17 protein-coding genes are annotated in these 19,189 nt (G+C 57.7%); 11 read left to right on the forward strand and 6 right to left on the reverse strand.

Annotation, left to right across the window (positions count from 1 at the left end; translation table 11 throughout):
• Positions 1–173 precede the first annotated feature (173 nt).
• Both HMPREF1144_RS12885 and HMPREF1144_RS33285 read left to right on the forward strand, forming a co-directional pair.
• Positions 174–416, forward strand: coding sequence for a DinI family protein (locus HMPREF1144_RS12885; protein WP_004101739.1), 243 nt, complete (start codon positions 174–176; stop codon positions 414–416).
• A 21-nt stretch (positions 417–437) separates the two neighbouring features.
• Positions 438–602 (forward strand): hypothetical protein, encoded by a 165-nt coding sequence (locus tag HMPREF1144_RS33285; RefSeq protein WP_004850538.1) that lies wholly within the window; start codon positions 438–440, stop codon positions 600–602.
• 120 nt (positions 603–722) lie between these two features.
• Here the strand turns inward: HMPREF1144_RS33285 and HMPREF1144_RS12890 are convergent, their stop codons facing one another.
• On the reverse strand, positions 723–920 hold the full coding sequence (locus HMPREF1144_RS12890; protein WP_004850537.1) for a hypothetical protein: 198 nt from the start codon (positions 918–920) through the stop codon (positions 723–725).
• Between the two features lie 290 nt (positions 921–1,210).
• On the opposite strand from HMPREF1144_RS12890, the gene ydfZ reads away from it, so the two are divergent.
• The gene (gene ydfZ / locus HMPREF1144_RS12895) at positions 1,211–1,414 is read left to right on the forward strand and encodes a putative selenium delivery protein YdfZ (RefSeq protein ID WP_004850536.1); all 204 of its coding nucleotides are present in this window, start codon (positions 1,211–1,213) and stop codon (positions 1,412–1,414) included.
• A 65-nt stretch (positions 1,415–1,479) separates the two neighbouring features.
• Here ydfZ and HMPREF1144_RS12900 read toward each other — a convergent pair whose 3' ends face one another.
• Both HMPREF1144_RS12900 and HMPREF1144_RS12905 read right to left on the reverse strand, forming a co-directional pair.
• The gene (locus tag HMPREF1144_RS12900; protein WP_009653029.1) at positions 1,480–2,451 is read right to left on the reverse strand and encodes a sensor domain-containing diguanylate cyclase; all 972 of its coding nucleotides are present in this window, start codon (positions 2,449–2,451) and stop codon (positions 1,480–1,482) included.
• A gap of 132 nt (positions 2,452–2,583) precedes the next feature.
• Complete coding sequence (locus HMPREF1144_RS12905) at positions 2,584–3,507, reverse strand: LysR family transcriptional regulator (protein ID WP_179192482.1); 924 nt, start codon at positions 3,505–3,507, stop codon at positions 2,584–2,586.
• A gap of 89 nt (positions 3,508–3,596) precedes the next feature.
• Between HMPREF1144_RS12905 and HMPREF1144_RS12910 the strand changes: the two genes are divergently transcribed.
• Both HMPREF1144_RS12910 and gap read left to right on the forward strand, forming a co-directional pair.
• Positions 3,597–4,091: a GNAT family N-acetyltransferase gene (locus HMPREF1144_RS12910; protein ID WP_009653012.1), complete on the forward strand. Its 495-nt coding sequence runs from the start codon at positions 3,597–3,599 to the stop codon at positions 4,089–4,091.
• A gap of 255 nt (positions 4,092–4,346) precedes the next feature.
• Positions 4,347–5,345, forward strand: a complete 999-nt coding sequence (gene gap / locus HMPREF1144_RS12915; protein ID WP_004850532.1) for a type I glyceraldehyde-3-phosphate dehydrogenase — start codon at positions 4,347–4,349, stop codon at positions 5,343–5,345.
• 117 nt (positions 5,346–5,462) lie between these two features.
• On the opposite strand, the gene aldA is transcribed toward gap, so the two are convergent.
• Both aldA and HMPREF1144_RS12925 read right to left on the reverse strand, forming a co-directional pair.
• Positions 5,463–6,902, reverse strand: a complete 1,440-nt coding sequence (gene aldA, locus HMPREF1144_RS12920; protein ID WP_004850531.1) for an aldehyde dehydrogenase — start codon at positions 6,900–6,902, stop codon at positions 5,463–5,465.
• A gap of 271 nt (positions 6,903–7,173) precedes the next feature.
• Entirely contained in the window at positions 7,174–7,965 is a 792-nt protein-coding gene (locus HMPREF1144_RS12925) for a YdcF family protein (RefSeq protein WP_009653015.1), read from the reverse strand.
• A gap of 411 nt (positions 7,966–8,376) precedes the next feature.
• On the opposite strand from HMPREF1144_RS12925, the gene HMPREF1144_RS12930 reads away from it, so the two are divergent.
• From HMPREF1144_RS12930 to HMPREF1144_RS12955, 6 genes are all read left to right on the forward strand, one after another.
• Positions 8,377–9,651, forward strand: coding sequence for a Glu/Leu/Phe/Val family dehydrogenase (locus HMPREF1144_RS12930; protein ID WP_009653028.1), 1,275 nt, complete (start codon positions 8,377–8,379; stop codon positions 9,649–9,651).
• 176 nt (positions 9,652–9,827) lie between these two features.
• A complete protein-coding gene (locus HMPREF1144_RS12935; RefSeq protein ID WP_009653001.1) occupies positions 9,828–10,259 on the forward strand; it encodes a MarR family winged helix-turn-helix transcriptional regulator in 432 nt (143 codons plus the stop codon).
• Positions 10,259–11,911 (forward strand): MFS transporter, encoded by a 1,653-nt coding sequence (locus HMPREF1144_RS12940; RefSeq protein WP_009653054.1) that lies wholly within the window; start codon positions 10,259–10,261, stop codon positions 11,909–11,911. The genes HMPREF1144_RS12935 and HMPREF1144_RS12940 overlap by 1 nt, the downstream gene beginning before the upstream one ends.
• Positions 11,912–11,933: 22 nt before the next feature.
• A complete protein-coding gene (locus tag HMPREF1144_RS12945) occupies positions 11,934–13,019 on the forward strand; it encodes an HlyD family secretion protein (protein WP_004850526.1) in 1,086 nt (361 codons plus the stop codon).
• Positions 13,016–14,395 (forward strand): efflux transporter outer membrane subunit, encoded by a 1,380-nt coding sequence (locus HMPREF1144_RS12950; RefSeq protein WP_009653068.1) that lies wholly within the window; start codon positions 13,016–13,018, stop codon positions 14,393–14,395. Before HMPREF1144_RS12945 ends, HMPREF1144_RS12950 begins: the two co-directional genes overlap by 4 nt.
• 15 nt (positions 14,396–14,410) lie before the next feature.
• On the forward strand, positions 14,411–15,070 hold the full coding sequence (locus HMPREF1144_RS12955) for an O-methyltransferase (RefSeq protein WP_009653020.1): 660 nt from the start codon (positions 14,411–14,413) through the stop codon (positions 15,068–15,070).
• 48 nt (positions 15,071–15,118) lie between these two features.
• Here the strand turns inward: HMPREF1144_RS12955 and hrpA are convergent, their stop codons facing one another.
• Positions 15,119–19,021: an ATP-dependent RNA helicase HrpA gene (gene hrpA, locus HMPREF1144_RS12960; RefSeq protein ID WP_009653046.1), complete on the reverse strand. Its 3,903-nt coding sequence runs from the start codon at positions 19,019–19,021 to the stop codon at positions 15,119–15,121.
• Positions 19,022–19,189: the final 168 nt, after the last annotated feature.

Below are 19,189 nucleotides of genomic sequence, written 5' to 3' on the forward strand. Positions count from 1 at the left end.
AAATTCATTAACTTTTACGTACTTATAAAAAAACAATTGTCGGTTTCGCGCATTTAATGCAAAAACGGCGAGTTATCCCCGGCGCAGGAATACGGGGAACCTATACCTCGGCCTTGACGCTGTATATAATCACAGTACAATACTCCCAGCTATTACCATAAACGGGATAAAAAATGTTCGTAGAGCTGATTTATGACAAAAGAAATTTCGAGGGATTGGCCGGCGCTAAAGAGATCATTCTTAATGAACTAACGAAGCGAGTACATCGCATTTTTCCCGATGCCGACGTCCGCGTTAAGCCGATGATGACCCTGGCTTCCATCAATACTGACGCCAGCAAGCACGAGAAGGAGCAGATCAGCCGCGCCGTGCAGGAGATGTTCGAAGAAGCCGATATGTGGATGCAGGAAGATTAACGGACGAGTGTTGAGGAAACGATGAACACTTTCAGCATAATAGCCATCCCCCTCTTTGCCGCAGCGGTGGTGATGTTGACGTTGGGGGCGACCCGGAAAAACCGTGCCTGCGCTATCGTCGGCGGCGTTTTGATGGCCGCAACCGTGGTTAACGCGGTGACCGGCATGGCGCTACAGGGCGGGTAACAGAATGAGTTTTGTCTGGTACATGGCGCTGATATGCATTGTGATAGCGTATCTAATGATGACCTTCCTCCCCGTTTAATCCCGGGTTTTCGCCTACCCGGGCTTCTTCTACCGGCGGGATCATATCCCCTTGCGCACCAGCGTTGCCGCCTGCATAAAAATCTCGTCCTCGATGCCATCCCCTTTCTGTCTGCCCAGCCTCACCAGTTCTTCAACAATGCTTTCCCGGTTAATTGGCTTCTGGCCAGAAACCAGGCCAATAACCGCCGCGCCAATGGCAAGACCAATCAGCCCCGTTTGCTCTTCTTTGTTCTTCATCGTTCCGCTCCGTTATGCCCGAAAAAAGTTTAGCAGCCGCATCAGCGACTGCAACCCGGGCCTCCACGGGGTTGATACCCGCGAAATCGTCTTCAAAAGCAGTACGGATTCCGGGTCAGGCAAAGCCTGTCTCCGGCTCGTTAGCTTGTTCAGGGACGTTAAAAAGTGTGAAGTTGATCAAAAACAACAAAATGACGGGCTGAGAGGCGTATTGGTATTACGTCCGCGCCGGGGGCAGCCCGGCGCGAGAAGCGATTGTTACCACCCGATGATTAAAAGGAGAAATCAGCATGATCACTTACGATCGTAACCGCAATCCTATTACTAACGGCAGCCAGGTGATGATTAACGGGACGGGTAAAACCGGTAAAATTATCGCTATCCACGCGACGGGCTTAACGCCAGCCCAGCTGCGCCGTAATAAGACAGTCGAAGTGGAAGGGACGGAAGGTAAGTTCGAGCCCGTTGAACTGATCCGCCTTGGTCTCCACTAAGGAAGCGCAAGCCGCCGCGGCATCAGCCAAACGCCGAATATCGGCTGGCGACGCCGGGCGGTTCCCTACCGGCGCTTGGCGCCATGGCTGGTCTTCGCCTGATACATGCGCCGGTCCGCCACCGCAACGATCTCATTGAGGCTATGATGCGTTGCAGGGTCGTATTCAACGCAGCCCCAGGAAAACGCCAGCTGCCACGGATTGCCCGCCTGTTGATTATACTCAGCAACGTTATTGCTTAGCTGCGCCATCGCGATGCCCGCCGCCTGCTGGGCAGTATTAGCAAGCAGGATAATAAACTCATCTCCGCCCTGCCTGGCAATGATATCCGACTCCCGGAAGGTGGCTTTCATCAAATCAGCCATCGCCTTCAGGGCTTTATCCCCCTGTTCATGACCCCAGGTATCGTTAATCAGCTTAAAGCGATCGAGATCGATAAATACGAGGCTCGCCGGTTCATTGCGCCGCCTGGCCGTCAGCAGCGCGTACTCCGCTAACGACATAAAACCCCGGCGGTTGAACAGCCCCGTCAGCTCATCGGCGGTCGCCGCGTCGAGCACCTTGAATTCATCTTCCACGATGGCGGCCAGGTCGCTTAATATTTGTATCTCATGCACGGAAAAGGCGCGCGGCTTGTGGTCCATCAGGCAGAACGCGCCGACCGTTGCGCCGTCAGGCAGCTGTACCGGGTATCCGGCATAAAAGCGGATAAAAGGCGCTTCCGTGACCAGCGGGTTATCGTGAAAGCGCAGATCCTGCTGCAGGTCATTAACGATTAAAGGGTCGGTCTGCAGGATAGTATGCGCGCAGAACGTGATATCCCTAGGCAGGGTATCGACTTCAAGTCCGGCGCAGGATTTAACATGCAGGGTATTTTCTCCCACGAGGCTAACCGACGCCACCGGCAGATCGTAAAGCGTACGCGCAAGCCGGGTCAGGCGATCGAAACGCTCTTCTTTTCCGCTATTAAGTAATCCGGATGCCCGCAGCGATTGCAGGCGACGCAGTTCATCGGGATGGAGTCCGGCTAATTTCAATTTTTCTCTCTTACGTTATCAGGATAGATGACGCTGCGCTTACCACTGAAGCGCTCATCAGGCTGTTAACAGACGATTCACATTTGTTGTCTCATGAGTTAAGCATATTTCGCTGACTCGTCAAACGAGACATCAGGTTCGTTCCGTCGCGGCCCACTCCCTCAGCCTCTCTTTCAGCCACTGGCTCGCGCCGCGCTGCCCGCTCCGCTTGTGGGAATAGATTTTCACTTCAAACGGCGGAACCTCAAACGGTAATTCAAAGACCTGCAGCGTCGCCGCGTCAGTCATTTTTGCCGCGGCAGAGCGCGGTATCGCCATAAGCAGTTCACTTTGCGCAATAATAGCTGGCGCGCTCAGCATAGAGGGGGTTTTGATGGTGATATGCCGCGAGAAGCCCATTTTCGCAAGCTGCACGTCGAGAACGCCCTGGCTTTCATTCCACGGGGTGACTACCAGATGCTGTGCTGCCAGGTAGTCCGTCAGCGTGAGCCGGGATCGCCTGGCGCTGCTTATCGCAACATAATCATCTTTCAGCCAGCAAATCTCATCCAGCTCCGGATGCTCTGCTTCATGCAGCGCGCTAAATCCCAGCGCTAAATCCACCTCACCGGCCAGCAGTTCCGTCAGCGCCGGGCTGTGCGGCAGATAGCGCAGTTCGAAACGCAGGCCTGGCGCCTGTTGCTGTAGCCTGGGCATCAGCGTCGGGAAAACGCACTGCGCGGTGAAGTCCGTGATCGCTATCTGTAAGCAGTCGGTACTGGCTGAGGCAACAAACTTCGGCTGCGGAGTAAGCTCCTGATTTAAAAACTTGAGCGCCGAAGCGATGGAAGGCGCGAGCTGGGTGGCGTATACGCTGGGGCACATACGATGACCTTCGCGATAGAAAAGCGGGTCGTTGAGCGCGGCGCGCAGTCTGGATAGCGCGTGGCTTAACGCTGATGTACTCATCGACAGTTCTTCCGCCGCCAGGCGGACCGAACGATAGCGGTAGACCGCCTCAAATACCGGCAGCAGATTCAAATCAAGACGGCGAAGCGCAGGATGCATAATATTCATCATTGGGTGATTTCATTGCACTTAATTCTTCTAACCTTAACGTTTATGCTTGGCGGTATCAAACTCACGATGGCACAACAGGTACTCCAATGAATATGACCATTCGTCAGGCCCGCCCGGCGGACGCAAAAGCAATTTATGACATGATTTACGAGCTTGCGGTTTATGAAAAAGCGCCGGAGCAGGTAGTCACCACGGTAGATGAAATCCAGGTATCGCTTTTCGCCAGCGACAGCAAAACGGAAGCGCTAATCTGCGAGATTGACAATAAGGTTGCCGGGTACGCTGTATTCTTCACCAGCTATTCCACCTGGCTCGGTCGAAACGGCATCTATATGGAAGATCTGTACGTCACTCCCGAATTTCGCGGCCGCGGCGCTGGAAAAGCGCTATTGCGAACCATCGCTCAGCTGGCGGTAAAAAGAGAGTGCGGTCGCCTGGAGTGGAGCGTGCTCGACTGGAACCAGCCGGCCATTGATTTTTATCTGAGCATTGGCGCCGTTGCGCAAAGTGAGTGGGTTCGCTATCGCCTTGACGGCGCCGCGCTTGCCGCTTTTGCTGAACGGGGCGGGAACGCCGAATAATCGGCCACCCGGCGGGCCCTTCCTGGGCCCACCTTTTCAATCCCTTGCCAATATGCCCGCGGCGTATAAAGCTGAAACAAAAAATTATTACCCCTTAACGCCCCGCCCACAACCCGCCGAATTTATTCACTTTTCCGTACGCGTTTTTATCAGCATTTAACGGCGCCGGAAAAATCGTTGGTTGCCCTATTCCGCCAGCTGAACTAAGCCTGGAGAAGTTTTCACCTGACAGTTCAACTGACCTGGAGATTCTTCATGAGTAAACTCGGGATTAATGGATTTGGGCGTATTGGACGTTTAGTACTGCGCCGATTACTGGAGGTTAATAGTCCTTTAGAGGTCGTCGCCATCAACGACCTCACCTCTCCTAAGGTACTGGCCTACCTGCTTAAGCATGATTCTAACTACGGACCTTTCCCGTGGAGCGTCGATTTTACTGAAGATGCGCTTATCGTTGACGGCAAAAAAATTACCGTTTATGCCGAAAAAGAGGCTCAGCATATTCCGTGGAAAGCGGTCGGTGCCGAGCTGATTGTCGAGTGTACGGGTTTTTATACCTCCGCGGAAAAAGCGCAAGCTCATCTGACCGCCGGCGCTAAAAAAGTGCTTATCTCCGCGCCCGCTGGCGATATGAAAACCATTGTCTATAACGTTAACGACGACACGCTGGAGGCAAACGATACGATTATTTCCGTGGCCTCCTGCACCACCAACTGCCTGGCACCGATGGCGAAAGTGCTGAATGACGCCTTTGGTATTAAGGTGGGGACCATGACCACGATTCACGCCTATACCGGTACGCAATCGCTGGTTGACGGCCCCCGTGGCAAAGATCTACGCGCTTCCCGCGCGGCGGCGGAAAATATCATTCCGCATACAACCGGGGCGGCGAAAGCCATTGGGCTGGTTATTCCAGCGCTTAGCGGCAAGCTGAAGGGCCACGCCCAGCGCGTGCCGACAAAAACCGGGTCGGTGACTGAGCTGGTGTCGGTGCTGGAGAAAAAGGTCTCCGCCGAAGAAGTCAATCAGGCGATGAAAAACGCGGCGACGAACAACGAATCATTCGGTTACACCGAAGAGGAGATCGTCTCGTCGGACGTGATTGGCAGCCATTTCGGTTCCATTTATGACGCCACGCAGCTGGAGATTGCCGAGGTCGGCGATCTCCAGCTGGTGAAAACCGTCTCCTGGTACGATAACGAGTATGGCTTCGTTACCCAGCTTATCCGCGTGCTGGATAAGTTCGCCAAATAAATCCCGGGGGCGGCGCAACGCGCTTTGCCCGGGCTACAGTTACGTGCGGCCTGCGTTTGGGTAGCCCGGACAGATGCGCAGCATCGCCTCCGGGAAGCCCACCGGTTCTCTGCTGACTCAGGCCTGCAGATAGACCACCTGGGTTTGCAGATACTCATTCAGGCCATGACGCCCGTCGGCGCCGCCGATGCCCGATTTACGCCATCCGGCATGGAAACCCTGCATCGCTTCGAAATTCTCGCGGTTAATATAGGTTTCACCAAACTTCAACCCTTTGATCGCCTTCATCGCGATGTTCAAATCGCGGGTATAGATTGACGACGTCAGCCCGTAATCGCTGTCGTTGGCCATCGCCAGCGCCTCTTCAAGGGTATCAAACGCCACCACCGGCAGCACCGGGCCGAACGTCTCTTCATGCACGATATCCATCTCCTGGCGCACGTCCAGCAGCAGCGTCGGCGGATAGAAATAGCCCTTACCCGTCACCGCTTTCCCACCCAGGACGACGCGCGCGCCCTGGGCCACCGCTTTCGCCACCTTCTGCTCCACGCGCTCCAGCGCGGCGGCGTTAATCAACGGTCCCATTGCGATATCGTCGCGTGACGCCGGATCGCCAAACTGCACCGCCTTCAGCGCTTCGCCCAGACGGTTAACGAAGCGATCGTAAATGCCCTTTTGCACATATACGCGCTCAACGCAGTTACACACCTGCCCGCTATTAATTACGCGAGAATCCACCACTGCCTTAACCGCCAGCTCAAGATCCGCATCGTCCATCACAATAGCGGGCGCTTTACCGCCCAGCTCCAGACACACTTTGGTGATGTTTTTCGCCGCCGCGGCCATAATCTTCTCGCCCGCAGCAACGCTGCCGGTCATGCTGACCATCGCCACTTTCGGATTGCTCGCCAGCTCCTGGCCCACGGTTTCGCCGCGACCCAGCACCAGGTTAAAGACCCCTTTCGGCAGACCGATATCATGGACGATTTGCGCAAAAGCGATGGCGTTATTCGGCGTAAATTCACTCGGTTTAATCACGATGGTATTACCGGTAATGAGCGCGGGCGCCAGCTTGCGGGCAATCAGGAAGAACGGAAAATTCCACGGCAGAATGCCGGTGGTCACGCCCAGCGCGCGCTTGAATACCAGAATATTTTCCCCCGGTCGGTCGCTCTGTACAATTTCACCTTCATAACGGCGCGCCCATTCGGCCATATAATCCAGATAATCGGCGGTAAAGGAGACCTCCACCGCGGCCAGCTGCTGTATTTTTCCGCCCTCGGCGACGATCAGCGCGGCGATCTCCTCGGCCCGTGCGCGGATACCGGCAGCGATTTTGCGCAGCCACCCCGCTCGCTCAATCGCCGGCAGAGCTTCCCAGCCCGGCTGCGCGCGCTCAGCGGCCAGAATCGCGCGCCGGGCATCTTCCGCGCTGCCGTCGGGAATACGCGAAAGCAGCGCTTCCGTCGCCGGATTGATCACATCAATCCATGCATCACCGCGGCCGGGTTCAAACTGGCCGTCAATATACATAGGGTGTTGAACGGGTGCTGTCATGGTCTGCTCCTCAGGATTATTGTTTTTAACAGGTGAACTAGATGTTAAAAATTATCGCCCATCAGGCAAAGGGACAGCATGAGCGCTTGTTTTTGTGAGATATTTCATAAAAACAGAGCTACACAGTGCGTAAAAAATCACAATTCAATAACAAATGATGCCCGTTTGCGATATCGCTGACGCAAACGGGCAAGATGAGAGTTACCGGCTAATAGGTCCTGCGTTCGAAGGGGAAACGCGGGCTGGCTGTCATGACATGCCGCACCATTCCCTAAGCCAGCTGACGCGCGCTTAGCGCATCGGCGAGCAGGCGGTCGTCGCGCAGCGTCTGCCACGCCTGAGCGATGTCCGGCGGAATATCCACATGAGCGATAAATCCCTTACCCAGGGGGCCGTAGCCCTGCGGGTTATCCGCCAGCCGCGGCAGTTCACCGAGGATCAGCGCCAGATAGCGACCCACCGGCCACAAACCCGCCTCTTCCCCGCCAAACGTGACGCCGTCACGCCCGTTACGTAATACCGGCACGCACCCCGGCGCGCTGTACCATGTCGGCGCCCGCGGGTCGTCTTGCCAGACGCGGGCAAATGTCGCCATCGTTCGCCGCTGCATGGTCGGATCCTGAACCACCACGCCCGTACGGTGCGCAATGCCGTTGTGCTCCAGCATCTGCCGGGTAAAGCGCGCGTTCTCGCCGCAGTTGGTGGAGCGGTCTTCCACCACGATTCGTTGGCGCGGAATCGCCCAGAACTGATGGGCAATGTCGGCCAGAATATGGGCCTCGGCGCGATCGTCTACCGGAATGGTGCGGTAGCGTGGGTCATTCAACACCGACTGGTATAAAAACGAGGTGGAGTGGCCGATACCGCCGCTGATCAGCAGCGGAACGGCCTGATGCGCCGCCAGCCGGCAGGCGAAATCAATGGTCGGGATCACCGCATTGCCTGCCAGCACCACCAGCTCTATTTGCGGATCCTGCGGTAAATCATCCTGCGCCAGCCAGGCCCCCAGCTGGTTCGCCGCGGCCAGTACCGCCTCCGGCAGCGATGGAAATTGCTCTGACATGGTCTCTCCTTTTAGCATTCTTAGCCTGACATTTCCGGTCACCATCTTAGACGGTACAGCGTACTTTAGGCTAATAAAGTGCGAACAGAGCGCCCACGCCTGTTAAGCAACAAAGTCAACACATATACATAGCGTTTTATTCACTTTTTGAAGAGGGTCAAGATTCTAATAAATAGGGAGAAAAGGTCACAATTACGGCTTTAATGCACAAAGATGCATATTCATCCAGTGATGACCTTGTTTTCCGTTTTTTTATTCATAAAAAGTCGAACCCCAGCCGCAACGACAGCATATTCTGCATTTTTGCCAAATACCGTCCCATTAAATTGGTGATAACATTCTCGTTACAGAGTTTATAGCTGTACCTTTCCACGGTTAACAAAATAATTATCACTGCGAAACAGGACTCTTATGGAAAAGTTATCTTACGCTTCTGAAAGTAGTACATCTCCATGGACCACCTACCTGCGTCAAATCGATCGCGTCGCGCCCTACCTCGGCGATCTTGCATTCTGGATTGAAACCCTGCGCCATCCGAAACGCGCGCTGATCGTTGATATCCCGGTGCAAATGGACGACGGTACTATCCGCCATTTCGAAGGCTACCGCGTCCAGCACAACCTCTCGCGTGGACCGGGTAAAGGCGGCGTACGTTACCATCCGGATGTCGATTTGAATGAAGTGATGGCGCTTTCGGCCTGGATGACCATCAAGTGTGCGGCAGTCAATATTCCCTACGGCGGCGCCAAAGGCGGTATCCGCGTCGACCCGTTCTCTTTATCAGAAGGTGAACTGGAACGTCTGACCCGTCGCTACACCAGCGAGATCGGCATTATCATCGGGCCGCAAAAAGATATTCCGGCGCCGGACGTCGGTACTAACGGTAAAGTGATGGCCTGGATGATGGATACTTACTCCATGAACCACGGCACCACCATCACCGGCGTGGTCACCGGCAAGCCTATTCATCTCGGCGGTTCGCTGGGCCGTGAAAAAGCCACCGGCCGCGGCGTCTTCGTCACCGGTCGCGAAGTGGCCCGCCGCAGCGGTATCGAAATCGAAGGCGCGAAGGTCGCGCTGCAGGGTTTTGGTAACGTGGGCAGCGAAGCGGCCCGCCTGTTCGCAGGCGTCGGCGCGCGCATTGTGGTCATTCAGGACCATACCGCCACGCTGTATAACGAAGGCGGCATTGATATGGCCGCGCTGACCGCCTGGCAGGCCGAGAACAAGCAAATTGCCGGCTTCCCGGGCGCCCGCGAAATTGACAAAGAAGCGTTCTGGACGACGCCGATGGATATTCTGATCCCGGCGGCGCTGGAAGGTCAGATTACGCGCGAGCGCGCGGAAATCCTCAGCTGCAAACTGGTGCTTGAAGGCGCTAACGGCCCGACCTATCCGGAAGCGGACGACGTGCTGGCCGAGCGCGGCATCGTGGTGGTGCCGGACGTTATTTGTAATGCCGGCGGCGTCACCGTGAGCTACTTCGAATGGGTGCAGGATATGGCCAGCTTCTTCTGGAGCGAAGAAGAGATCAACGCCAAAATGGACCGCATCATGACCGATGCGATCGTTCACGTTTACGAAAAAGCGGTGGAAAAAGCGTGCTCTTTACGTACCGCCGCCTATATCGTGGCCTGTGAGCGAATTCTGATGGCGCGTAAAGATCGCGGTATTTATCCGGGATAATCCTCCCTTCTCAGCCCGGTTAATACCGGGCTGAGACCAGAACTCTCCTTCCCCCTCCCAAAGCTTCTTCCACAATAAACGCACATACCGTTAACCTGTTTTTATCAATCAGGCTTGAATTCTCGTTCTGGTCAGGCAAAAATCATTAGAGCTCTAACGATATTGCAGACTGACCTATGGATAACCGACAGCTTAACTTTTCCCATCTTTTATATCTGACCGCCCACCACTGGCGCCTGGCGGTCAACCGTCGGCTCAAGGACCTTGGCATGAGCCAGGCCAGCTGGGTCGCCGTTTCCGCCATCGCGCGCAACGAAAAGCCGCTATCGCAAAGCGAGCTGGCCCAGGAGCTGGGCGTCGAAAGCGCAACCCTCGTACCGCTGCTCAACCGGCTGGTCGATCTCGGTCTGGTCGAGCGGGTGAAAACCGAACGCGACAAGCGTAAACGACTGCTGCTCGCTACCGCCAAAGGCCTTGAGGTGTATCAGCAGGTGAAAATGGTGGCCGATGATTTGCGGGAGGAGATCCTTACCGCCATTACCCCGGAAGAGCAGCGGCAGACGCAGCGGGTACTGGAGAAGCTGCTGCGCGAGGTTGAGAAAAAATAATGCCGCGTCGTCACGCTAATCCCTATGTTCCTCACGACTGGGCCCCGCACGAAAAACCGGCGATCCTCGGCTCGCCGTCGACCCCCATCCACAGTACGCCAAAACGTATTGCCTACGGGATCGTCGGGCTGCTGGTCTGCCTGACGGGCGCGCTCGGCAACGCGGTGGTGACCGCCAATCTTCAGCTGTTGCAGGGTACCTTTGCCGCCTGGTCGACGGAGATTGCCTGGCTCCCGGCAGTCTACGTAATGACCAACGTGTCCATTAACCTGCTGCTGGTGAAGTTTCGCCAGCAGTTCGGTCTGCGCGCTTTTACCGAGGGTTTTCTCGTTCTCTACGTGCTGGTGACCTTTTTCCACCTGTTCGTCAACGACCTCAGTTCAGCGCTGATGGTCCGCGCCGCCCACGGCATGGTGGCCGCAGCGCTAAGCTCGCTGGGGATTTATTATCAGGTGCAGGCCTGGCCCGCCCGCCATCGGCTCAAAGCGCTGACCATCGGCATCACCGGTTCATCCCTGGCGATCCCGCTGGCGCGCCTGTTCTCAACCGAGCTGCTGCAGATCGACGAATGGCGCGGGCTGTACTTCTTTGAGCTGGGGCTGGCGCTGGTGTCGCTGGCCTGCGTGATTGCCCTTAAGCTGCCGCCAAGCGATCGTAAAAAGGTATTTGAGAAGAAAGACTTCATCACCTTCTTCCTGCTGGCGCCGGGAATGGCGCTGGTCACCGCGGTGCTGTCGCTGGGACGGCTGGACTGGTGGTTTGAAGCGCCGTGGATCGGCTGGGCGCTGGCGGGCGCGGTGGTGCTGATTGTCTCCGCGATTGCCTTTGAGCATAACCGCAGCAACCCGCTGCTCAATATCAAATGGCTCTCCAGCGGGAGTATTCTGCGTCTCGGGCTGATTATGATGCTGATCCGCATCGTGCTGGCGGAGCAGAATACCGGCATTATCGGCTGGCTGCAGTACGTCGGTCTGCAGAATGAACAGATGACCAACCTGGCATGGTCGATTTTCGCCGGGATCGTCTGCGGCATCGTCGCCAGCTGCCTGACGCTCAACCCGCAGCGCCTCTACTGGCCCACCGCCACGGCGCTGGCGTTGATTATGGTTGCCTCGCTGCTCGACAGCCAGTCGACGATCCTCACGCGGCCGGAGCAGCTGATGTTCAGCCAGTTTCTGCTGGGCTTCGGCAGCGCCTTTTTCCTCGCCCCGGCGATGCTGGCGGGGATTGGCGGCGTCATTGCCGACCAGCGCAACCTGGTGAGTTTCTCGGTGCTGTTCGGCATGAGCCAGAATATCGGCGGCCTGCTGGGTTCCGCTATTCTCGGCACTTTTCAGACCTGGCGGGAGAAGTTTCACTCCAGCCAGCTCGCCGACCAGCTCACCACCCTCAATCCGCTGATTACCGAGCGTTTGCAGCAGTACAGCCAGATGTATCAAAGCCAGATTGGCGACAGCACGTTGCTCAACGTTCAGGCCGCCGCGCTGCTGCAAAACGCCGCCACCCTGCAGGCCAATATTCTCGCTTACAATGATACCTATCTGCTGACAGCGGCGATTTCAGCCGCCACGCTGGTATGGGTTTTCTGGCGCTTAATAAGATTACGTATTACCGCTCGTATCGCGCTGAAGCGCGCGACGGGAAGCAAATAAAAATTTTCACTCTGGAGTTATTATGAGTCAGCAGGATGCGGCCAAACAGCAGGCCAATACCCGAAATAATATTCGCATCGTCTCTATTTTTACCGCCGCCGCCATTGGCATCGTTGGCGTACTGGTTATTCTCTACGCCTGGCAGCTGCCGCCGTTTACCCGAGAAAGCCAGTTTACCGATAACGCCTACGTTCGCGGGCAAACCACGTTTATCAGCCCACAGGTCAACGGTTATATCACCGAGGTTAAGGTCCAGGATTTTAATCAGGTAAAAGCCGGCGACGTGCTGTTTCAAATCGACGACCGCATCTATAAGCAGCGCGTCCATCAGGCGGAAGCTCAGCTGGCGATGAAAGAGGCGGCGCTGAAGAACAATCAGCAGCAGCGTAAAAGCGCCGAAGCGGTCATCACGCGTAACGAAGCAGCGCTGCAAAACGCCCGCGCGCAGAATCTGAAAACCCAGGCGGATTTAAAACGCGTTCAGGAGCTGACCGCCGACGGCTCGCTATCGATTCGCGAACGCGATTCCGCCCGCGCCAGCGCGGCGCAGGGCACCGCGGATATCGAGCAGGCCAAAGCAACGCTGGAGATGTCGCGCCAGGATTTGCAATCAACCATCGTTAATCGTGACTCGCTGCTCGCCGACGTCGCCAGTGCGAAAGCCGCGCTGGAGCTGGCGCAGATAGACCTGCAAAACACCCGTATTATCGCGCCGACGGACGGTCAGCTTGGGCAAATCTCCGTTCGCCTTGGCGCATACGTGACCGCCGGGACGCATTTGACCTCGCTGGTGCCGCCGCAGCACTGGCTGATCGCTAACCTGAAAGAGACCCAGCTGGCCCAGGTGCGCGTCGGACAGCCGGTGACCTTTACCGTGGATGCGCTGAACAGCGAGAAATTCACCGGTACGGTGCAGAGCATCTCCCCGGCGACCGGCGTGGAGTTCAGCGCTATTTCGCCGGATAACGCCACCGGTAACTTTGTCAAAATCGCCCAGCGCATTCCGGTACGCATCGCCGTTGATGAGGGGCAGAAAAACGGCCAGCGCCTGCGGCCGGGCATGTCGGTGCAGGTCACCATCGATACCCGCGCGGAGGAGCAGCAATGATCCGTCCGCTCGCTCTCGCCGTTATGCTTGCGCTGGCCGGCTGCCAGTCCGCCGACGTTCAACGGGCCGCGCCCGGGCTGCAGATCCCCGCCGCCTGGCGGGCGGATATCGGCCCCTCCAGCCCGGTTGAGGGCGTGTGGTGGCGCAACTTCCACGACAGTACGCTCAATCTCTACGTTGACCAGGCGCTGCGCTACAACAGCGACGTGCTGATAGCCCGCGAACGGGTCAACGAGTACCAGGCGCGGGCTTACGCCGCCGATAGCAGCCTGTTTCCCTCCCTTGACGCCGGATTGACCGGCACCCGCGCGCGGTCACAGTCGGCCGCTACCGGCCTGCCTGTCCACAGTACGGTGTATAAAGGCGCGCTAACCGCCAGCTACGATGTTGATCTCTGGGGCGCTAACCGCAGCGCCGCCAGCGCGGCGCAAGCCAGCCTGGAGGCGCAAAAGGCGGCTGCCGCGGCGGCGAATCTGACCGTCGCCTCTTCGGTGGCGGCCGGCTATATCACCCTGCTCTCGCTGGATGAACAGCTGCGGGTAACGCAGCAAACGTTAAAATCGCGCGAAGATGCCTTCAACCTGGCGAAGCGCCAGTTTGAGACAGGCTATACCTCGCGCCTGGAGCTGATGCAGGCGGACTCTGAACTGCGCTCCACGCGCGCGCAAATCCCGCCGCTGCGCCACCAAATCGCCCAGCAGGAAAATGCGCTCAGCCTTCTGCTCGGCGCCAATCCGGACGCCGTTAAGCGCAACGCGTTCGCGCAGCTGTCGCCGCTATCGCTACCTTCCCAGCTGCCGTCAACCCTGCTCAACCGCCGACCGGATATCGTTCAGGCCCAGCGTCAGCTGGTGGCCGCCGACGCCACCCTGGCGTCATCGCAGGCGCAGTTGCTGCCGTCCATTAACCTTACCGCCACCGGCAGCCTGCAGGATCGCACCCTGCCCGACCTGCTGGATAATCCGCTACGCTTATGGAGCCTCGGCGGCAGCATTCTGGCGCCGCTGCTCAACCGCCAGGCGCTGAATGCCCAGGTGGACGTTTCGATGGCACAGCGCAATCAGGCGCTGTTTAGCTATGAGAAAACGGTACGCGGCGCGTTTAAAGAGGTGAATGACAGTCTCGATGCCATCGGCCGCTACGGCGAGCAGCTGGCGGAGCTGCAGGCGCAGGAGAAGGTGGCCCAGGAGACGCTGCGCATCGCGCAAAACCGCTATCGCAACGGCTACTCCTCCTATCTGGACGTACTGGACGCCCAGCGCACGCTGTTTTCCACCCAGCTCAGCGTGGTACAGGTGAAAAACAATCTGCTGCTGGCGCAAGTTGATTTGTACCGGTCGCTGGGAGGCGGCTGGTCTGATTCATCAGGGATGTAATACGGGAAATCTGACATGCAACAACAGTGGTCGGCAGTAGATAATTATCTCGTAGAAACGTTAATTCCCAACGATCCGCTCCTCAGCCTGGTCCTGGAGAATAACCAGCGCGCCGGGCTTCCGGCGATCGACGTTGCCGCCAATCAGGGGCAGTTCCTGGCCCTGCTGGTGCGCATGACGGGCGCCAGACGCATTCTCGAGATTGGCACGCTCGGCGGCTACAGCACCATCTGGATGGCCCGAGAATTGCCCGCCGATGGCGAATTACTTACCCTAGAGGCCGACGCGCATCATGCCGCCGTCGCCCGCGAGAACCTGCGCCTGGCGGGCGTGGACGATCGCGTTGCGGTGCTGGAAGGCCCGGCGCTGGCCAGCCTCGAAACGCTGGGAGAACGCCCGCCGTTCGATCTCATTTTTATCGATGCGGATAAGCCCAATAACCCCAGCTATCTGCGCTGGGCGTTACGCTATTCCCGTCCGGGGACAGTGATTGTGGGCGATAACGTGGTGCGCGATGGCGAAGTGACGAATCCGGATAGCGCGGATGATCGGGTGCAGGGCGTCAGAGCGTTTATCGACATGATGGGCAGCGACCCGCGACTGACGGTCACGGCCCTGCAAACCGTGGGCAGCAAAGGCTGGGATGGGTTCACCCTCGCGTGGGTGAACGCCTGACGCTATCCACCTTCCCCGGCAGCCTGCGCCACCGGGGAAAGCGGCGGCCTAGGCCGTAATCTGCTCCATTGCCTGCAGTACCCGCTTGTCGGAAATCGGATACGGCGTGCCGAGCTGCTGGGCGAACAGGCTGACGCGCAGCTCTTCAATCATCCAGCGGATCTCCTGCACGTCGTCATCCTGACGGCGCTGAGGCGGCAGCTTATTCAGCCATTGCTGCCACGCCTGCTGGATGCTCTCCACTTTAAGCATCTGCGCGCGATCGCGGTGCGGATCGATGGCCATTTTCTCCAGCCGTTTTTCAATCGCCTGCAGATAGCGCAGCGTGTCCCCAAGGCGGCGGAAGCCGTTACCGGTGACAAACCCGCGATACACCAGCCCGCTCATCTGCGATTTGATATCCGACAGCCCCAGCGCCATGGTCATATCCACGCGCCCTTTCAGGCGTTTGTTGACGTTAAAGACCGCGGTCAGGATCTGCTCGACCTGTTTGGCAATGTCCACTACCGTCTCGTTCAGCTCGGCGCGCACCTTTTCATGCAGCGCGGCAAAACCCTCTTCGCTCCAGACCGGACCGCCCGCTTCGTCAATCAGCTTATCCACACCGCAGGCGATGCAGTCATCGATCAGATCCAGCACTTTACCGTAGGGGTTAAAATAGAGCCCCAGCTTGGCTTTATTCGGCAGCTTTTCGTGCAGATACTTTATCGGCGACGGGATATTCAGCAGCAGCAGGCGGCGCAGGCCGCGCCACATCTCCTGCTGCTGCTCCAGCGGATTATCAAACAGCTTGATGGCCACGCTGTCGCGTTCGTCCACCAGCGCCGGCCAGGCCTTAACTTTGTAGTTGCCGCGCTTCTGCTCGTAGCTCTCCGGAAGCCGGCCAAAGCTCCAGATATGCAGCCCGCTCTGCTCGATACCGTCATCGGCGACCGCGGACAGCGTCTCCTGCACCTTACCTTTCAGCGCATCTTTCAGATCCTGCAGCGAGCGCCCTTCCTGCAGCTTCTTGTTTTTCTCGTCCACCACCCGGAAAGTGATTTTCAGGTGATCGGGCACCTGATCCCATTGCCAGGCCTCGCGGTCGATAGTCACGCCGGTCATCCGCCGCAGCTCGCGCTCCAGTGAATCCAGCAGCGGCAGCTCCAGCGGCGTCGCGCGGCCGAGAAACGCTTCCGCGTAGTTTGGCGCTGGGACAAAATTGCGGCGCACCGGCTTCGGCAGCGATTTAATCAGGGCGATTATCAGCTCCCGGCGCAGCCCCGGGATCTGCCACTCAAACCCGGCCTCTTCCACCTGGTTGAGCAGCGGCAGCGGAATATGCACCGTCACGCCGTCGGCGTCGGCGCCCGGTTCAAACTGATAGGTCAGACGCAGCTTGAGGTTGCCCTGATGCCAGAAGTTCGGATAGTCGAGCTTGCTGACCTGCTCCGCGCCTTCCTTAATCAGCATGCTCTTTTCAAAGTTGAGCAGATCCGGCGTCTCGCGGCTGGCCTGCTTCCACCATTTATCAAAGTGGCGCGCGGAGATGACGTCATGGCTGATGCGCTGGTCGTAAAACTCAAACAGCGTTTCGTCATCGACGAGAATGTCGCGGCGGCGCGACTTATGCTCCAGCTCTTCAATTTCGTTGCGCAGCTTCAGGTTTTCGCGGAAGAAAGCGTGGCGAGTCTGCCAGTCGCCCTCCACCAGCGCGTGGCGGATAAACAGTTCGCGGCACAGCGCCGGGTCAATCTGGCTGTAGTTGACCTTGCGGGCAGCGACAATCGGCAGGCCGTAAACGGTCACCTTCTCCGTCGCCATCACCGCGCCCTGCCCGCGCTCCCAGTGGGGTTCGCTGTACGAGCGTTTGATCAGATGCTGCGCCACCGGCTCAACCCACTCCGGCTCAATGCGCGCGGCGATGCGCCCCCACAGGCGGCTGGTTTCCACCAGTTCGGCGACCATCGTCCATTTCGGCGGCTTTTTAAACAGCCCCGATCCGGGGAAGATGGAGAAGCGGGCGTTGCGCGCGCCGGTAAACTCCTGCTTGTCGGCGTCTTTCATACCGATGTGCGACAGCAGACCGGTCAGCAGCGCGATGTGAATTTCGCGATACTCCGCCGGCTCGCTATTGACCGGCAGGCCGAGCTCTTTGACCACCTGACGCAGCTGGGTGTAGATATCCTGCCACTCGCGCACGCGCAGGTAGTTGAGAAAATCGACCCGGCACTGGCGGCGGAACTGGTTCGAGGAGAGCGCTTTTTGCTGCTCGCCCAGGTAGTTCCACAGGTTGACGAACGCCAGGAAGTCGGACTCTTTGTCGTGGAAGCGGCGGTGTTTCTCGTCGGACGCCTGCTGCTTGTCCATTGGCCGCTCGCGCGGATCCTGAATAGAGAGCGCCGAGGTGATAATCATCGCCTCACGCACGCAGCCGTGTTTTTGCGCTTCCAGCACCATGCGCGCCAGACGCGGATCCACCGGTAGCTGGCTCAGCTGGCGGCCCATCGGCGTCAGCTTATAGGCGGCCTGCTGTTCGTCAGTGGTAATCGCCCCCAGCTCTTCCAGCAGGCGCACGCCGTCCTGAATATTGCGTTTGTCCGGCGCTTCAACGAACGGGAACGCGGCAATATCGCCGAGCCCGAGCGCGGTCATTTGCAGAATAACCGACGCCAGGTTGGTGCGCAGAATCTCCGGGTCGGTAAACTCCGGACGCGACAGGAAGTCGTCTTCAGAATAAAGACGAATACAGATCCCTTCGGAGACGCGGCCGCAGCGGCCCTTACGCTGGTTAGCCGACGCCTGGGAAACCGGCTCAATCGGCAGGCGCTGTACTTTGGTCCGGAAGCTGTAGCGGCTGATACGCGCGGTGCCTGGATCGATAACGTACTTGATACCCGGCACAGTCAGCGAGGTTTCCGCGACGTTGGTGGCCAGCACGATCCGCCGCCCGCTGTGGGCCTGGAACACGCGATTCTGTTCGCTGTTGGACAGTCGCGCATACAGCGGCAGCACTTCGGTATGGCGCAGATTCAGCTTATTGAGCGCATCAGCGGTATCGCGAATTTCGCGCTCGCCGCTCATAAAAATGAGGATATCACCGGGGCTTTCACGCCCGAGCTCATCAACGGCGTCGAAAATCGCCTGCAGCTGATCGCGCTCGGTGTCGTCGGCATCTTCAACGATGGGTCGATAGCGCACTTCTACCGGGTAGGTGCGCCCGGACACTTCGATAATCGGGGCGTTGTTAAAGTGGCGCGAGAAGCGTTCCGGATCGATGGTCGCTGAGGTAATGATGATTTTCAGATCCGGGCGACGCGGCAGCAGTTCCCGCAGGTAGCCAAGCAGGAAGTCGATATTGAGGCTGCGTTCGTGCGCTTCATCGATAATGATGGTGTCGTACTGCATCAGCAGCCGATCCTGCTGGATTTCCGCCAGCAGAATACCGTCGGTCATCAGCTTAACCATGGTGTTATCGCTGACGTGGTCGCTAAAGCGGACTTTATAGCCAATGCAGCCGCCCGGCTCCGTTTGCAGCTCTTCGGCAATACGGTTGGCGACGGTACGCGCGGCCAGACGACGCGGTTGCGTATGGCCAATTAAGCCTTTAACGCCGCGCCCCAGCTCCATACAAATTTTTGGCAGCTGGGTGGTTTTCCCCGAACCGGTTTCCCCCGCCACAATCACCACCTGGTGATCGCGCACGGCTTCGAGAATCTCCTGTTTTTTCTGGCTAACCGGCAGGTTCTGCGGATAATCGATTGCCGGCCGGGCGGCTTCGCGCAGCAGGACTCTCCCTGCCGCCTGTTCAATTTCTTGCGCCATCTCCTGAAGGATGGCCTGCTGGGCATCAGGATTTTTAACCTTCTTCACGCCGTGCAGGCGACGGGCAAAGCGCGACTTATCGCGCAGCATCAGGCCATCCAGCCGTGCAACGAGCTGAGAGAAGGTTATTTTTTGTTGTTCTGTCATAGCGTTATCGGGCAGCGCACTGCCGGGAAAAATCTCTTTTGATGTATTGCGTTAGAGTACCACATCCGCGCAATTCGTGCCTTGTTCAAAAAAACTGAATACAGAGTTCGATTTATTGCGCTTTCTCTGCGACATGATTGTGAATAGAGTGTCAACAAGCACCAGGGC

Origin of the sequence: Klebsiella sp. OBRC7 (assembly GCF_000293135.1) — a bacterium.
Lineage (GTDB): Bacteria > Pseudomonadota > Gammaproteobacteria > Enterobacterales > Enterobacteriaceae > Klebsiella > Klebsiella michiganensis.

Coding starts and splice junctions, on each gene's coding strand:
- HMPREF1144_RS12885 (WP_004101739.1), top strand. CDS start 174: ATGTTCGTAGAGCTGATTTATGACAAAAGAAATTTCGAGGGATTGGCC.
- HMPREF1144_RS33285 (WP_004850538.1), top strand. CDS start 438: ATGAACACTTTCAGCATAATAGCCATCCCCCTCTTTGCCGCAGCGGTG.
- HMPREF1144_RS12890 (WP_004850537.1), bottom strand. CDS start 920: ATGAAGAACAAAGAAGAGCAAACGGGGCTGATTGGTCTTGCCATTGGC.
- ydfZ (WP_004850536.1), top strand. CDS start 1,211: ATGATCACTTACGATCGTAACCGCAATCCTATTACTAACGGCAGCCAG.
- HMPREF1144_RS12905 (WP_179192482.1), bottom strand. CDS start 3,507: ATGAATATTATGCATCCTGCGCTTCGCCGTCTTGATTTGAATCTGCTG.
- HMPREF1144_RS12910 (WP_009653012.1), top strand. CDS start 3,597: ATGAATATGACCATTCGTCAGGCCCGCCCGGCGGACGCAAAAGCAATT.
- gap (WP_004850532.1), top strand. CDS start 4,347: ATGAGTAAACTCGGGATTAATGGATTTGGGCGTATTGGACGTTTAGTA.
- aldA (WP_004850531.1), bottom strand. CDS start 6,902: ATGACAGCACCCGTTCAACACCCTATGTATATTGACGGCCAGTTTGAA.
- HMPREF1144_RS12925 (WP_009653015.1), bottom strand. CDS start 7,965: ATGTCAGAGCAATTTCCATCGCTGCCGGAGGCGGTACTGGCCGCGGCG.
- HMPREF1144_RS12930 (WP_009653028.1), top strand. CDS start 8,377: ATGGAAAAGTTATCTTACGCTTCTGAAAGTAGTACATCTCCATGGACC.
- HMPREF1144_RS12935 (WP_009653001.1), top strand. CDS start 9,828: ATGGATAACCGACAGCTTAACTTTTCCCATCTTTTATATCTGACCGCC.
- HMPREF1144_RS12940 (WP_009653054.1), top strand. CDS start 10,259: ATGCCGCGTCGTCACGCTAATCCCTATGTTCCTCACGACTGGGCCCCG.
- HMPREF1144_RS12945 (WP_004850526.1), top strand. CDS start 11,934: ATGAGTCAGCAGGATGCGGCCAAACAGCAGGCCAATACCCGAAATAAT.
- HMPREF1144_RS12950 (WP_009653068.1), top strand. CDS start 13,016: ATGATCCGTCCGCTCGCTCTCGCCGTTATGCTTGCGCTGGCCGGCTGC.
- HMPREF1144_RS12955 (WP_009653020.1), top strand. CDS start 14,411: ATGCAACAACAGTGGTCGGCAGTAGATAATTATCTCGTAGAAACGTTA.
- hrpA (WP_009653046.1), bottom strand. CDS start 19,021: ATGACAGAACAACAAAAAATAACCTTCTCTCAGCTCGTTGCACGGCTG.